The sequence below is a fragment of the Sphingopyxis sp. genome (assembly GCF_040216815.1).
In the GTDB taxonomy this organism is placed as follows: Bacteria; Pseudomonadota; Alphaproteobacteria; order Sphingomonadales; family Sphingomonadaceae; genus Sphingopyxis.
Window position 1 is genome coordinate 41,206 of the sequence record NZ_JAVJOJ010000001.1, and the last position, 14,326, is coordinate 55,531.

Genomic DNA, 14,326 nt, shown 5'->3' on the forward strand with positions numbered 1-14,326 from the left:
GCAACGCTCGCGCGGCAAGTCCGCCTTATGCCAATGGCTCGAACCGCACGGTCAGCCCGTCCTTTGGCCGCGGAATCGGCAGCATCTGCCACTCGGGAGCATAGCCGGGATCGACGATGATGCGATGCGTGGTCACGACATGATGGAAAAAAATCTTCGCCTGCATGTAAGCGAAATGCAGCCCCAGGCACATATGTGCGCCGCCGCCGAAGGGAACCCAGGCATATTTGTGGCGCCCGCGCGCAACCTCGGGCGAAAAACGCATCGGATCGAATTTGTCGGGTTCGGGCCAATGCTCCTCCATCATATGAGTATAGGCCGGACTGACGCCGACCGACGTGCCCGCCGGAATGCGATAGCCGCCGAACTCGAAATCCTTGAGCGCGCGGCGCGGGAAACTCGGCACCGGAGGGACCAGCCGCAGCGCTTCCTTGAAGGCCCATTCGGTCAGCTCGAGCTCGCCCAGGCTGTTGTGCCCGACGCCCTCGCCTGCCGGAGCGACCGCCAGCATCTCCTCGCGCAGCTTGTCCTGCCATTCGGGGTGACGCGCCAATTGCCAGACCAGCGTGGTGATCGAGCTGGTGATCGTGTCGTGCGCCGCCATCATCAGAAAGTTCATATGGTCGACGATCGCATCGACCGACATATATTCGCCATTGTCGTCCCTGGTCCGGCAGATCTGGCTGAACATATCCTCGCCCGCGCCTTCGCGGCGTTCGGGAACCATCCGGCTGAAATAATCGACCAGAAAGGCGCGGCCGCGTGCGCCGCGTCCCATCGCGGTGAACGGCAGCGGGCGGCGGACGATCCCGATCGACGCCTGCACCATGTCGACGAACGCCTTGTTCACCTTATCGGCTTCCGGTCCCCACGGAATGCCGAGGAAGCTGGTGGCGGCGAGGTCGAGCGTCAGTTCCTTGATCGCGGGATAGAATTTGAACGTCCTGCCGCTCCAGCTCGCGATGCGGCCCTTGATCCCTTCGTTGAGCGCGTCGGCATAGTGGCGCATCGGTTCGGGTTTGAACGCGACCGACAACAGCTTGCGGTCGGCGCGATGCTTTTCGAAATCCATCAGCATGAGCCCGCGCGGGAAGAGCAGGTTCAGCACCGGTCCCCAACCCTGTTCGGACGAGAAAATCTTGTCGCGGTCGAACATGACCAGTTCGTTCGCGTCGGGCCCGTGGAGCGCGACGCTGCGCCCGCCGAAGCTGTTGTTGCGATAGACGGGGCCATATCGGTCGACCATGCGGCGCGCAAAGGCCGGATAGTCGCGCAATTGGTCGAGCGTATTGCCCAGCACCGGCAACCCGTCCTCGCCCGGAATATGGTCGATCGCGCTGTCGGGATTGCGCGGCAACCAATGCCGCGTGTCGGGGCCGAAGCGCGCGGCGGACCAGCGGCTGTTCGCGGGGCGGATTTGCGTCGGCGCATTCATCAGGGCATTTCCTCGTCCATCCTGTCGTGACGGGGATGGGTAACGCACTACTGACAGCCGTGCAAGTAAGGCTTTGCGCCCGGCCGGACACCATTCACCGCAAATTCAACTCGACTCGGGCAGTCTTGCAAATCAGGAAAGGTCGCACCCCGGCGACCGCCGAAGGACCGCCGCATGCCCACAGCTTTCAAACGCCCCCTCTCCATCGCTCTCGGTGCGATCGCGACGACGACGCTCGGCGGCTGCTATTATGGCGACGTCTATGGCGCGAGCTATGCCGCGCGCGGCGATTGCGCGGCGCGCTATGGTTCGGCCTATTACGACTATGACGGCTATGCCTATGACGATGGCTACGGCTATGATTGCTATGACGCGGCCGATTATGGCAGCGGGTTCGTCCAGATCGGGTTCGGCGGTGGCTGGTACGACGATTATTATTACCCCGGTCACGGCCTGTGGATGTTCGACCGCTATCGCAACCGCTATCCGCTGCGCGACCATTATCTGAACTATTGGGGCGGTCGGCGCGCGTGGTGGAAACATCATGGCAGGCGCGGCGACGGCAAGCCGGGCCGCCCCGGCTGGCACCGCGACCGCGACGACGACCGCCCGCGCGGCGACGGCCGGCCGGGCTGGAACCGCGGCGACCGCGATGGCGACCGCGACGGTCCGCGCGGCACACGGCCACGCCGCCCTGTCGACGGGGCGACCGGGACACCGCGTGCGATCCGCAACCTGCCCGCGACCGAGCCGGGCGAGATGTATTCGCGGCCGCGAAGAGATGGCGTGAACCGGCGCGATCCTGCCGCGACGCGCCGCGACCGCCCGGCACCGGCGGCGCGCCCCGCGACCGTGACGCGGCCCCAGCCGCGAGCAGCGCCGTCGGCCGCCATGCCCAGCCCACGCGCAGCGCCGCCCGCGCCGGTCGCGCGTCCGGCCCCCGCGCAGCGGCCAAGCCGCGCCGATCGTCCCAACCGGGTACGCGAGGACTAGAGACGGACCGAGCGACCAGGTCGCAGCTAGACGTCGTCCGCCGACGCGAGTTCCTCGACATCGAGTTCGCCGGTCATCGATGCCACCGTCACCGCAACCGCGGCATCGCCCGTGACATTGGTGGTGGTGCGCATCATATCCATGATCCGGTCGACCCCGGCGACAAAAGCGATCGTTTCGAGCGGAACCCCGACGCTGCCGAAAACGAGCGCCATCATAATGAGGCCGGCGCCCGGAATGCCTGCGGCACCGATCGCGCCCAGCGTCGCCGTGACCGAGATCATGACATAGTCGGCAAGGCTCAAGTCGACGCCGAAAATCTGCGCGCCGAACAGCGTCGCCAGCCCCAGATACATCGCCGTGCCGTTCATGTTGATCGTCGCACCGAGCGAGATGACAAAGCTCGCCACGCTGGGCGACACGCCCAGGTTACGCTGTGCACAGCGCAGCGTAACGGGCAGCGTCGCGTTCGACGATGCGGTCGAATAGCTGACCGCCATCGCGTCGATCATCCCGCGGAAAAAGCCGACGACGGGCACTTTCGCGAGGAGACGGATCATCAGCGGATACATGCCGAAGATGATGAGCAGGCAACCGAGATAGTTGAGCCCGACCAGCTGCGCGAGCGATTGCAGCGCGTCGAGGCCGAGCACGCCCGCGACCCATGCCATCAGCGCGAAAACGCCAAAGGGTGTCAGCTCCATGACGAGCATCGTCACCTTTTGCATGATGACCGCGCCGCTGTCGAAAATCCTGGCGACCGGCGCGCCCTCTTCCTTCGCCATCAGGATGCCGATGCCGATAAGCAGCGCAAAAACGATCAGCGGCAGCACCTGGACATCGGCCATCACCTGCACAGGGCTTTCGGGGACGATCGACAGGATCATGTCGGTCCAGCCGGTCGATGCCGGCTCGGGCACCACGCCGCGTTCGATCGCACTCGTGTCGACGCCCAGGCCGGGCTGAATAAATGTGCCAAGCGCAAGACCGAGCCACACGGCGATCTGGCCGGTGATCACAAAGAGCAGCATCGCGCGCCCGCCGACCTTGCCGAGCTTGCGCAGGTCGCCGATCGCCGCGACCCCCGAAACGAGCGAAAAGAAGATCAGCGGGACGACGAGCATCTTCACCGATTTGATGAAGAAATCGCCGATCCATTTGATGCTGGCGGCTTCGGGCCCCCACAGAAACCCCGTCAGGACACCCAATATCAGCGCGGCGATGACGCGCTGCCACAAAGGAATCCGAAACCACCACCCCATATTATATCCTTTCCCTCCCCGCGACGGCTCCCCGCCGCCGCGCAATCGGCGCGCACCCTTCACCAAATCGGCGCCAGCGTCCAGAGCCCACGGCGCCGACCGGGCGTTAGATGAGCATGGAAATTGCCACGATCGTCGCCGCGCCGACGCACAGCGTCATCGGAATACCCGCGCGGAAAAAGTCGACAAAGCGGTAGTTCCCCGCAGCATAGACGAGCGTGTTCGTCTGATAGCCGATCGGCGTCGCAAAGCTGGCCGATGCCGCGAACATCACGGCGATGACCAGCGGATAGGGATCGACCCCCAGATCGCGCGCCACGGCGATGGCCAGCGGCGTCACCAGGATGGCGACCGCATTGTTCGTCACCACCTCGGTCAGCAGCACCGAAATGGCATAGGTGGCAAGCACCAGCCCCCATGGCGGCACATCGGCCAGAATGGGGGTGAGCTTGCCGACGACCAGCGCGACGCTGCCCGAATTTTCGAGCGCGAGCCCCACCGCGAGCATGGCGAAGATCAGCACGAGCACATTGCCGTCGATCGAATCCCACGCCTCGTCCGCGTCGATGCAGCGCGTGACGAGGATCAGCCCGACTCCGATGATCGCGGCAACGCCGATGTCCATGACGTTGAGCGACGCAAGCAGGATGACGCCGAGCAGCGCGCCGATCGCGATCGGTGCCTTGCTGCGGCGGAATTCGCGCTCGGTGGTCGAGCCGACGCCATACAGGTGCGGATTGCCGTACATCTGTTCGATCTGGTCGGACGGCCCCGTGACCAGCACACGATCGATCGCCTGAATGCGCGCATTGGGAAGGTCGGGGCCGGGGGTCTTGCGAAAGCGCGCGATGCCGAGGATGCGGACGCGCAGCGACGAGAGAAAGGGAATCTCGATCAGGCGGCGGCCGATCGCCGGATGGCTGGGCGCGATCATCGCCTCGACGATTTCCTCTTCATCCTGTTCGACATCGTCGTGCCCCGCAGTCAGCCCGATCGCGACATTCTTGTTCGCGCGCAGCGAAAGCAGCTCGGCAAGTTCGAGGCGAAGCACCAGCCGGTCGTCGGCCTGCAATTTTTCGTCGGCGAGCGCCGTGCGGCGGAGCGCGACGCCGCGTTTCAGCCCGACAAGCTTCACGTTCGCGCGTTTGGCGAAGGGCACGTCGCCGACGCGCCGCCCGACCAGATTGCCGCCCTTCAATATCCGCACTTCAGAAAGGAAGGAGCGATGGTCCTGGCTGAGCGCGATCTGGCTTGTCGTATCGTCGGGCAGAAAGCGGCGCGCGATCGAAAGCAGCGCAAAGGCGCCGACGACGCCGGCGATCAGCCCGACGGGCGTGATAGTGAAGATGCCGAAACGATCGAGCCCATTCTCCTCCGCCACCGCGGCAACGAGCAGGTTGGTCGAGGTACCGATCAGCGTCGTCGTGCCGCCGAGGATCGCCACATAGGACAGCGGGATGAGCAGCCGCTTCGCACTGATGTTGAGCGCCGCGGCAAGGCGGAGCATGATCGGGATCATCACCACGACAACAGGCGTGTTGTTGAGAAAGGCCGACGCGACATAGACGCCCAGGAACATTTCGGCGAGCGCCAGCTTGGGATGCCGCTGCGCGCGCGCGATGATCCGGCTGGCGATCGCGTCCAGGGTGCCGGTGCGCAGCAGCGCCCCCGACAGGATGAACATCGCGCCGATCGTCACCGGCGCCGGGTTGGCAAAGACCGAAAACAGGTCGCGCCCCGACAGGATGCCGAGGAACAGGAAGGTACAGGTGCCAAGGATCGCCACGACGGTTGCGGGAAAGCGCTCCATCACGAAACCGACGAACATCAGCGCGAGGACAACGAGGCCGATGATCGCCTGATATTCAGTGACAAAGGCGCGGGCGACGTCGATCATTTTACCACCGGAGCCTGCTCATCTTCATCTCGATCGTCAATCCGGCGAAGGTCGGAATCTCGCCGCCACTGCAAAACGCCACGGTGAGATTCCGGCCTTCGCCGGATTGACGACATGGTGTGAGCTTGTGTTTCAAACCAGCCCAACCAAGCTAGCCACACTGCGCCCGGTGGAGCAGCTTGTGGTCGGCGAGCACCAGCGCCATCATCGCCTCGACCACCGGCGCGCCGCGGATGCCGACACAGGGATCGTGGCGCCCCTTGGTGACGATGTCGGTCGCCTCGCCCGCCTTGTTGACGGTCGGCACCGGGGTCAGGATCGAACTGGTCGGCTTGAACGCGACGCGCACGACGACCGGCTGGCCGGTCGAAATGCCGCCCGCGATGCCGCCGGCATTGTTCGACAGGAAATCGGGGCGATTGCTGCCGTCGCTCGCGGGGCGCATCGCATCGGCATTTTCTTCGCCGCGGAGGCGCGCGGCGTTGAACCCCGCGCCGATCTCGACCCCCTTCACCGCATTGATGCCCATCATCGCGGCGGCGAGGTCGGCGTCGAGCTTGGCATAAATGGGCGCGCCCCAGCCGGCGGGAACCCCGCTCGCCGCGCATTCGATCACCGCGCCGAGCGAACTGCCCGCCTTGCGCGCCGAATCCATCAGCCCTTCCCAGCGCTGCGCCGCGGCCGGATCGGGACAGAAAAAGGGATTGCGATCAATCTCTTCGAGATCGAAATTTTCGGGATTGATCGCATCGCCGCCGATTTCGGCGACCCAGGCGTGAATCTGAACCTCCGGTATCACCAGCCGCGCGACGCCGCCCGCGGCGACGCGCGCAGCGGTCTCGCGCGCGCTCGACCGCCCCCCTCCGCGGTAGTCGCGGATGCCATATTTGGCGTCATAGGCATAATCGGCGTGGCCGGGGCGATAGGCCTGCGCGATCTCGCCATAATCCTTCGATCGCTGGTCGACATTGTCGATCATCAGGCTGATCGGCGTGCCCGTTGTCTTGCCCTCGAACACGCCCGACAGGATGCGCACCTGGTCGGGTTCCTGCCGCTGCGTCGTATGGCGCGACTGGCCGGGGCGGCGCTTGTCGAGAAAGGGCTGGATGTCCGCCTCGGACAGCGACAGCCGCGGCGGACAGCCATCGACGACCGCGCCGAGCGCGGGCCCATGGCTTTCGCCCCACGTCGTAAAGCGCAGGACACGTCCGAAGCTGTTGAAACTCATTGCTTACCCCAACCGGTCGAATGCGGGCGCATAATCCGCCCGACCGCCTTGCGGCCATTCCGCTGCGCTGTCCAGCATCATCGCCATGAAATGCGGGCCCGAAAAGGGCGAAACGAAACGCGCCGCAAGATCGGGCGAATAGCCAAAGCGCGGATAATAATCCGCGTGCCCCAGCACAAAGCTCATCGCGATGCCCCCTTCGCGCAGCGCATCTAGCCCTGCGCGGATCAGCGCGGCGCCGATCCCCCGTCCCTGATGATCGGGTACGACCGACACCGGCGCCAGGCCCGCCGCCGACATCGCGCGGCCATCGGCCTCGACAGCCATCCGGCTGAACAGCACATGCCCCGCGATCACGCCGTCCCCATCGGCGACGAGCGACACCAGCGCATCGCCATCGGCTTCGAGCATCCGCACCAGTTCGCCTTCGCCCTGATGCCCGGCCGGGGTTGCGGAAAACGCGGCGCGAATGACCGCATCGATGGCGTCGGCATCCTCTGCGCGGGCCGCGCGGATGACAAGGCCGTCAGGCAAGCGCTATGTCCGGCGCGTCTTCCTGCTTCATGCCGATCGTGTGATAACCCGCGTCGACATGGTGCGTTTCGCCCGTCACCCCGCTCGCAAGATCGCTCAGGAGGTAAAGCGCCGACCCGCCGACATCGTCGATCGTCACATTGCGGCGCAGCGGGGCGTTATATTCGTTCCATTTCAGGATCAGGCGGAAATCGCCGATGCCCGACGCGGCGAGCGTCTTGATCGGCCCCGCTGAAATCGCGTTCACACGCACCCCCTGCGGCCCATAGTCGTTGGCGAGATATTTGACGCTGGTTTCAAGCGCCGATTTGGCGACGCCCATGACATTATAGTGCGGGATCACCTTTTCGGCGCCATAATAGCTCAAGGTAAGCAGCGAACCGCCGCCCGTCCCCGTTTCGGGATCGAAGGGCGTCATCATCGCCGCCGCGCGCTTGGCGACCGCGGTAAAGCTGTAGACGCTGATGTTCATCGTCATCAGGAAATCGTCGAGCGTCACATCGGCATAGGCCCCGCGCAGCGCCTCCTTGTTCGTATAGCCGATCGCATGGACGACGAAATCGATCGTCGGCCAGCGCGCGCCGAGCGTCGCAAAGGCGGCGTCGAGATTGTCCATGTCGGCGACGTCGCAGTCGATCAGGAAATCGCAGCCGAGCTGGTCGGCGAGCGGCTTGACACGCTTTGCCATCACCTCGCCCTGATAGGAGATCGCAAGCTCCGCCCCATGCGCGTGCAACGCCCTGGCAATGCCCCAGGCGAGCGACTTGTCGTTCGCAAGCCCCATGATCAGCCCGCGTTTGCCCTTCATCAGACCCGTCATTTCCGTTTTCTCCGGCCTTATTTATCTTCGACTGTCACGTCGTCCACGCGCCCAATAGCGTCATGGCCCAAATCCTCAACCTCGACGAGCGCGGCGTTGAGTTCGGCGCCCATCACCATACCCAATCCGACGAGGTAGAAAAAGAACAGCGCAACCATCACGCCCGCCAGGCTGCCATAGGTCGCATCATAGCTGAGCAGGCTGGCGAGCAGGGGTGGCAGCGCGAGCGTGACGCCGATCCACCACAAGGTCGTGAACAGCGCGCCGGGCCATTTCGGGCACCGCTTGAGCCGCCGGTATTTCGAGGGCGTCAGGCTGTAGAACAGCAGATAGATGGCGACGAACAGACCAAACCCCGACACGGCGCGCGAGATGAGGACGATGCCCCAATCCTGATATTGTTCGGGAAGGAAGCGGGCGACGAACTGTTCGACCCCGACGATCAGAACCTGCATCGAAAAGGACAGGAGCATCAGCACGACGGCCCCCGTGATGATGCCGATCGAGAGCAGGCGATAATGGAAGAATCCCTTGCTGAAATGCGTCCCATAGGCGCGCCGCAAAATGTCGCGCACCGTTTCGATCAGGCTGCCGACGGTCCAGAGCGCAACCAGCGCGCCCAGCCACAGGAATATCCCCGTGCGCGCCGCCATCACCTCGCGGATCGGACCCGACAGCGCCTTGGCGACCGTCGGCGGCATCGTCGAAAACACCGCCTCGACCGCGCGTTCGCCGCCAACGCTGCCGCCGAAAAGCGACAGCGCCGCGGCGAGCAGGATGAAGAAGGGAAAAAGGGCGATCAGCGCCAGATAGGCAAGGTTGCCCGCGTGGATGAAGCCGTCGGTATAGGTGCCGACGACAACGCGGCGAACCACCCGATAGGCGCGCGTGCCGGGGCCCAGCTGTTCGCGCCCCCGTTCGATCACCCCCTGCGCCCGCGCGCGCAGATGGACCCGCTTTGCCTGTTCCGCGCGTGCCTCGGGCGATTCGGGCGAATGGCCCTCGGCCAGATATTCCTTGCCGACCTCGTCGGCGACCTCGCGCTCCAGCGCCGCAGCGCGCCCGTTTTTATTGGCCTCAGCCACGCATCACACGCCGAGGTCCGCCCGCACGTCGCGCGGATCGCTCCATTCGCCGAGCAGCTTGACCAGCGCGGCATCGTCGGCGGGCAGGTCGACCATCAGCCGCACCAGCTGATCGCCGCGCCCGCCGCCCTTCTGGCCGAAACCCTTGCCCTTGAGGCGCATCAGCTTGCCCGACGAGGAACCGGCAGGGATCGACAGCATCACCGGGCCGTCGACCGTCGGCACCTTGACCTTCGCGCCCTTGACCGCTTCGGCCAGCGTCACCGGCAGGTCGAGCCGGATGTTCGCGCCATCGCGCACGAAAAAGGGATGGTCCTTGACCGTGATCGTCACGATCGCGTCGCCATTGCCGCCCGGCCCCGGCTGTCCCTTGCCCGCAAGGCGCATCTGGGTCCCCGTCTCCACCCCCGCCGGCAATTTGAGGTCGATCGTTCCGCCGTCGGCCAGCGTGATCCGCTGCGGCGCCTGCGTGGCCGCGTCGATGAAAGACACGGGCAGGCGATAGGGAATATTGGCGCCCTTGGGCGGTGGCGCGCTGCGCCCGCCAAAGCCGCCGAACGGCCCACCGCCCCCGCGGCCGCCGAAAAGCCCTTCGAAAATATCGCCGAAATCGGCGCCATCGTTACCGAATCCGGAAAAGCCGCCCTGTCCGCGCGGATCGCCGCGGAAACCGCCGCCGCCGCCATAGCCGAAAGGCATCGCCGGATTGCCGTCGCCGTCGATCTCGCCGCGGTCGAACTGGGCACGCTTTGCCTTGTCCGAAAGCAGGTCATACGCCTTGGTGACGTCGGAAAAACGCTCCGCCGCCTTGGGGTTGTCCTTGTTCCGGTCGGGATGCAATTCCTTTGCCAGTTTGCGATAGGCGGATTTGATCTCCGCTTCGCTCGCGCTCTTTGCAACACCCAGGGTGGAATAGGGATCGGCCATTTTTCTCCTGTAACCCGATAAGTGACTGGGCGTGAAGCCCGATTGCGCCGCCATGTGGGAATGAGCCGCGAAAGGGTCAAGTTCCATCTCTCGCCCCGTCATCCCGGCGACGGCCGGGATCTCGCCAATGCTTTACAGCGCGAGGTTGAGATCCCGGCCGTCGCCGGGATGACGATCAGTTGAGGGGCGTGCCTTTTGCTCGACCATTTCGCCGCACCACATTATGACCGCTTTCGATGACCGACGATCCCTTTGCGCTGTTCGACGGCTGGTTCGCCGAAGCGCGCGCCAGCGAACCCAATGATGCCAACGCGATGGCGCTTGCCACCGCGACGCCGGACGGGCGCCCGTCGCTGCGCATGGTGCTGCTGAAAGGTCATGGGCCGGACGGCTTCGTCTTTTACACCAATCTCGACAGCCGCAAGGGGGGCGAGCTTGCCGCGAACGCGCATGTCGCGCTCTTGTTCCACTGGAAATCGCTCCGCCGCCAGATCCGGATCGAGGGCGCCGTGACGCCGGTGGATGACGCCACGGCCGACGCCTATTTTGCAACGCGCAGCCGCGACAGCCAGCTGGGCGCATGGGCGAGCGATCAGTCGCGCCCGCTCGAAAACCGTGCGATTTTCGAGGCGCGTTTCGCCCAAATGCAGGCGCGGTTCGCGGGACAGGATGTGCCCCGCCCGCCGCGCTGGTCGGGGTGGTGCGTGACCCCCGAACGCATCGAGTTTTGGCAGGACCGCGCCCACCGGCTGCACGAACGCACGCTGTTCGAACGCATCGGCGAAGGCTGGACGAAAGGATATCTATACCCATGAGCGCTGCGCGCCGCCTGCCCATCAGCCGTGTCGATGCCTTCGCCGACCGGCCCTTTACCGGCAATCCGGCGGCGGTCATGCCGCTCGACGAATGGCTCGACGATGCGACGCTGCAAGCCATTGCGGCGGAGAATAACCTTGCCGAAACCGCCTTTCTGGTGCCCGACGAAAGCGGCGAGGCCGATTATGAGCTGCGCTGGTTCACCCCCGGCGTCGAGGTCGCGCTGTGCGGCCATGCGACGCTCGCGAGCGGGCATGTGTTGCTGTCGGCCGCGCAATGGCGGAACGACATGCGCTTTCGTACGCGCAAGGCGGGCATTTTGCGCGTCGCGCGCAATGGCGAGGACGAAGCAGGCTACCGGATGGCCCTGCCCGCCTATCGCCCTGCACCAAAGCCGATGCCCGACATCGTTCGCGCGCTCGGCGGGCAAGCGGTCGAAACGCTATGGCACGAGAATGGCTATGCACTGATCGCTTACGCCGACGCGGCGAGCGTGCGTGCACTCGCACCCGACTTTCGCGCGCTGAGCCAGGGCGGCGATATTCTGTATATCGCGACCGCACCGGGTGCGGGCGATCCGTCGGGCGCCGACATCGTCAGCCGCGCCTTTGCACCGGGGGCCGGGATCGACGAAGACCCGGTGACGGGGTCGGCGCACAGCGTTCTGGCCCCCTATTGGACCGCACGCCTCGGCCGCGACCATTTCGCCGCCTATCAGGCGAGCGCGCGGGGGGGCCATGTCGGCTGCCGCCTTGATGGCGACATGGTCGAACTCACCGGCACCTGTGTCACGACGCTGGTGGGCGATTTCCTGCTGTAAAGCGCCGCCCGTAGGCGAAGAGCGTCTTTGGGCGAGCAGCCGCACCAACTCCTTCCTGTCGCGAAGCGATGGGGAAGCGGCAGCCCGCAGCGCTGACGGAGGGGATCAGGCACCCGGCGCTCGCGCACGTTCGCGGCCTCTCCACCGCCTACGGCGGTCCCCTCCCCACGGTTTCGCCGCAGGGAGGAGCAAGGGCAGCTTCCAGCCGAACCCCGCCACGCCGCCCGCCTCCCCCGCGAAAAGCCTTGCTTTTGCGAATGTGTCGCACTAGCGGCCCTCCGAGCAGGAGTTGACAATGAATCGCAAATGGCTTGCCGCGGCGCTGCTTTCGAGCGCGCTTCCCGTCCCGGCGCTCGCGCAGGATGCCCCGCCGGCGGACGATGTGCTGGCGGGCGACGCCGAGGGTACGATTGTCGTGACCGCCGCGCGCACCATCCTGCCGCCCAACGCGCTGCCGCTGACGATCGACGTCATCGACAAGGATATGCTCGATCAGCAGATCGCGATTTCGGGGTCGGTGACGGATGCGGTGGCGACCTTGACCCCCAGCTTTTCGCCGACGCGGCAGAAATTGTCGGGCGCGGGCGAGACGCTGCGCGGACGCTCGCCGCTCTATGCGATCAATGGCATCCCGCAATCGACCCCGCTGCGCGACGGCAGCCGCGATGGCTTTACCATCGACGGCTTTTTCGTCGACCGCGTCGAGCTCATCTATGGTTCGAACGCCTTGCAAGGGATCGGCGGCACCGGCGGCATCGTCAATCAGGTGACGGTCGGCGCACCGACCGAAGACGGGGTCTCGGGGCGCGTACTGCTGCAAGGCACCGCCGACAACGACTTTTCGGACGCGGGCATGGGCGGCAAGGCCGCAGGTCTTGTCCAGTACAAGGCCGGGCGCTTCGACGCCTCGGTGGGCGCGGCCTATGAGCTGCGCGGCCTGTTCAGCGACGGCGAGGGCCGCCCGGTCGGCATCAACCTGACGCAGGGCGAGACGATGGATTCGAAGGCGCTCTCGCTCTTCGCCCGCCTCGGCTATGAAGTCACCGACACGATGCGGCTCGACCTGATCACAAGCCGCTTCGAGCTTGAGGGCGACGGCGATTATGCCCCGGTCGCGGGCAACAAGGCGGCGGGCCTGCCGACCAGCGCCGAACCCGGCACGCCGCCGGGCGTCCCCGCCACCAACCGCACCGAAAGCGTCGCGCTGTCGCTGACCGACAGCGACCTTGGCGGCGGCAATTTCATCAGCCAGATCTTCTGGAACCGCAGCCGCGACACCTTTGGCGGCGAACCCAATCCGATCGCGAGTTTTCAGGACCCCGCGATCGCCCCTGTCGGCACATTGCTCGACCAGTCGCAGAACCGCAGCCGCAAGTTCGGCGGCAAGATCAGTTACGAGCGCGCGGTGCCCGGACTCGAGGCGTTGACGCTGGTTGCCGGCTTCGACGCGCTGTGGGACGAAACCGAACAGCGGCTGATCGCCACCGGCCGCGCGTGGGTGCCGCCGACGAAGTTCCGCAGCTTCGCGCCCTTTGGCCAGGCCAATCTGAAATTGCTGGGCGGCGTCGTGCGCCTCGCGGGCGGCGCACGCTATGAAAATGTGAAGATCACTATCGACGATTACCGTACCCTGGCGGCGACAACCTTTGTCGCCTGCCCCGCCCCGCCGACAGTGCCGACGCGGCCGTGCGGTCTCGCCTCCTATGGCGGCGTCGCAGTTGCGGGCGGCAGCCCCTCGTTCGACGATGTGCTGCTGAACGGCGGCGCGATTTTTGAACCGATCAAGGGCATTCGCCTCTATGCGAGCTATGCCGAAGGCTATACCGCGCCCGACGTCGGCCGCATCACGCGCGCGGTCAACACCGCCGGGGTCGACATCGACAATTTCCTGAACATTCGGCCGATCGTGTCGAACAACCGCGAGTTGGGGGTCGAGGTCAAGCGCGGCCCGCTCGATGCCAGCGCGACCTATTTCTGGTCGTCGAGCAAGGAGGGCCAGTTGCTCATCGCGCGGCCCGACGGCATTTTCGACGTCGTGCGCCAGCGCGTCGAGATCGAGGGTCTGGAAATCAACCTGGCGATAAAAATGCCGATCGACGGCCTCACGCTGTCGGCGGGCTATGCGCATCTCAGCGGCCGTTTCGACAATGACGGCGACGGCGTGGTCGAAACCGACCTCGACGGCGCGAACATCTCGCCCGACCGCCTGAATATCGCCGCTGCCTATAGCAAGGGGCCGCTGTCGGCGCGCGTGCAGACGCAATTCTATCTTTCGCGCCGCTTCGACGGCCCCGCGCGCGATCCGCGCAACAATTTCGAAGGCTATACGCTGACCGATGCGGTGGTCCGTTATCAGACCGGCATCGGCGGGATCAGCCTGGCGGTGCAGAATCTGTTCGACAAACAATATATCAGCTACGCGAGCGACACCCAGCGCCCGACCGACAATTTCTTCAACTTCGCCGGGCGCGGGCGGACCTTTACGCTGGGGTGGGATTATCGATTCTGA

At 65.4% G+C, this 14,326-nt stretch carries 12 protein-coding genes; 4 read left to right on the forward strand and 8 right to left on the reverse strand.

What is annotated here, in order from left to right; all coding sequences use genetic code 11:
* Positions 1-25 precede the first annotated feature (25 nt).
* Positions 26-1,435 carry a cytochrome P450 gene (locus RIA72_RS00220; protein ID WP_350030342.1) on the reverse strand — a complete coding sequence of 470 codons (1,410 nt, stop codon included), beginning with the start codon at positions 1,433-1,435 and terminating at the stop codon, positions 26-28.
* Positions 1,436-1,609: 174 nt separating this feature from the next.
* On the opposite strand from RIA72_RS00220, the gene RIA72_RS00225 reads away from it, so the two are divergent.
* Positions 1,610-2,428, forward strand: coding sequence for a hypothetical protein (locus RIA72_RS00225; RefSeq protein ID WP_350030343.1), 819 nt, complete (start codon positions 1,610-1,612; stop codon positions 2,426-2,428).
* A 26-nt stretch (positions 2,429-2,454) separates the two neighbouring features.
* Here RIA72_RS00225 and RIA72_RS00230 read toward each other — a convergent pair whose 3' ends face one another.
* The 7 genes from RIA72_RS00230 to RIA72_RS00260 all read right to left on the reverse strand — a co-directional run bounded on the left by RIA72_RS00230 (position 2,455) and on the right by RIA72_RS00260 (position 10,181).
* A complete protein-coding gene (locus tag RIA72_RS00230) occupies positions 2,455-3,690 on the reverse strand; it encodes a dicarboxylate/amino acid:cation symporter (RefSeq protein WP_350030344.1) in 1,236 nt (411 codons plus the stop codon).
* A gap of 106 nt (positions 3,691-3,796) precedes the next feature.
* Entirely contained in the window at positions 3,797-5,587 is a 1,791-nt protein-coding gene (locus tag RIA72_RS00235) for a sodium:proton antiporter (protein ID WP_350030345.1), read from the reverse strand.
* Positions 5,588-5,738: 151 nt separating this feature from the next.
* Complete coding sequence (gene aroC, locus RIA72_RS00240) at positions 5,739-6,815, reverse strand: chorismate synthase (RefSeq protein ID WP_350030346.1); 1,077 nt, start codon at positions 6,813-6,815, stop codon at positions 5,739-5,741.
* 3 nt (positions 6,816-6,818) lie between these two features.
* A complete protein-coding gene (locus RIA72_RS00245) occupies positions 6,819-7,349 on the reverse strand; it encodes a GNAT family N-acetyltransferase (RefSeq protein WP_350030347.1) in 531 nt (176 codons plus the stop codon).
* Positions 7,342-8,169 (reverse strand): SDR family oxidoreductase, encoded by an 828-nt coding sequence (locus RIA72_RS00250; RefSeq protein ID WP_350030348.1) that lies wholly within the window; start codon positions 8,167-8,169, stop codon positions 7,342-7,344. Before RIA72_RS00250 ends, RIA72_RS00245 begins: the two co-directional genes overlap by 8 nt.
* A 17-nt stretch (positions 8,170-8,186) precedes the next feature.
* Positions 8,187-9,254, reverse strand: a complete 1,068-nt coding sequence (locus RIA72_RS00255; RefSeq protein ID WP_350030349.1) for a YihY/virulence factor BrkB family protein — start codon at positions 9,252-9,254, stop codon at positions 8,187-8,189.
* A gap of 3 nt (positions 9,255-9,257) precedes the next feature.
* Positions 9,258-10,181, reverse strand: coding sequence for a DnaJ C-terminal domain-containing protein (locus tag RIA72_RS00260; RefSeq protein WP_350030350.1), 924 nt, complete (start codon positions 10,179-10,181; stop codon positions 9,258-9,260).
* 236 nt (positions 10,182-10,417) lie between these two features.
* Between RIA72_RS00260 and pdxH the strand changes: the two genes are divergently transcribed.
* The 3 genes from pdxH to RIA72_RS00275 all read left to right on the forward strand — a co-directional run bounded on the left by pdxH (position 10,418) and on the right by RIA72_RS00275 (position 14,326).
* Positions 10,418-10,996: a pyridoxamine 5'-phosphate oxidase gene (pdxH, locus tag RIA72_RS00265; protein WP_350030351.1), complete on the forward strand. Its 579-nt coding sequence runs from the start codon at positions 10,418-10,420 to the stop codon at positions 10,994-10,996.
* On the forward strand, positions 10,993-11,817 hold the full coding sequence (locus RIA72_RS00270) for a PhzF family phenazine biosynthesis protein (protein WP_350030352.1): 825 nt from the start codon (positions 10,993-10,995) through the stop codon (positions 11,815-11,817). Before pdxH ends, RIA72_RS00270 begins: the two co-directional genes overlap by 4 nt.
* Positions 11,818-12,112: 295 nt before the next feature.
* Positions 12,113-14,326 (forward strand): TonB-dependent receptor, encoded by a 2,214-nt coding sequence (locus RIA72_RS00275; protein WP_350030353.1) that lies wholly within the window; start codon positions 12,113-12,115, stop codon positions 14,324-14,326.

Coding starts and splice junctions, on each gene's coding strand:
- RIA72_RS00225 (WP_350030343.1), top strand. CDS start 1,610: ATGCCCACAGCTTTCAAACGCCCCCTCTCCATCGCTCTCGGTGCGATC.
- RIA72_RS00230 (WP_350030344.1), bottom strand. CDS start 3,690: ATGGGGTGGTGGTTTCGGATTCCTTTGTGGCAGCGCGTCATCGCCGCG.
- RIA72_RS00235 (WP_350030345.1), bottom strand. CDS start 5,587: ATGATCGACGTCGCCCGCGCCTTTGTCACTGAATATCAGGCGATCATC.
- RIA72_RS00270 (WP_350030352.1), top strand. CDS start 10,993: ATGAGCGCTGCGCGCCGCCTGCCCATCAGCCGTGTCGATGCCTTCGCC.
- RIA72_RS00260 (WP_350030350.1), bottom strand. CDS start 10,181: ATGGCCGATCCCTATTCCACCCTGGGTGTTGCAAAGAGCGCGAGCGAA.
- aroC (WP_350030346.1), bottom strand. CDS start 6,815: ATGAGTTTCAACAGCTTCGGACGTGTCCTGCGCTTTACGACGTGGGGC.
- RIA72_RS00275 (WP_350030353.1), top strand. CDS start 12,113: ATGAATCGCAAATGGCTTGCCGCGGCGCTGCTTTCGAGCGCGCTTCCC.
- RIA72_RS00250 (WP_350030348.1), bottom strand. CDS start 8,169: ATGACGGGTCTGATGAAGGGCAAACGCGGGCTGATCATGGGGCTTGCG.
- RIA72_RS00220 (WP_350030342.1), bottom strand. CDS start 1,435: ATGAATGCGCCGACGCAAATCCGCCCCGCGAACAGCCGCTGGTCCGCC.
- pdxH (WP_350030351.1), top strand. CDS start 10,418: ATGACCGACGATCCCTTTGCGCTGTTCGACGGCTGGTTCGCCGAAGCG.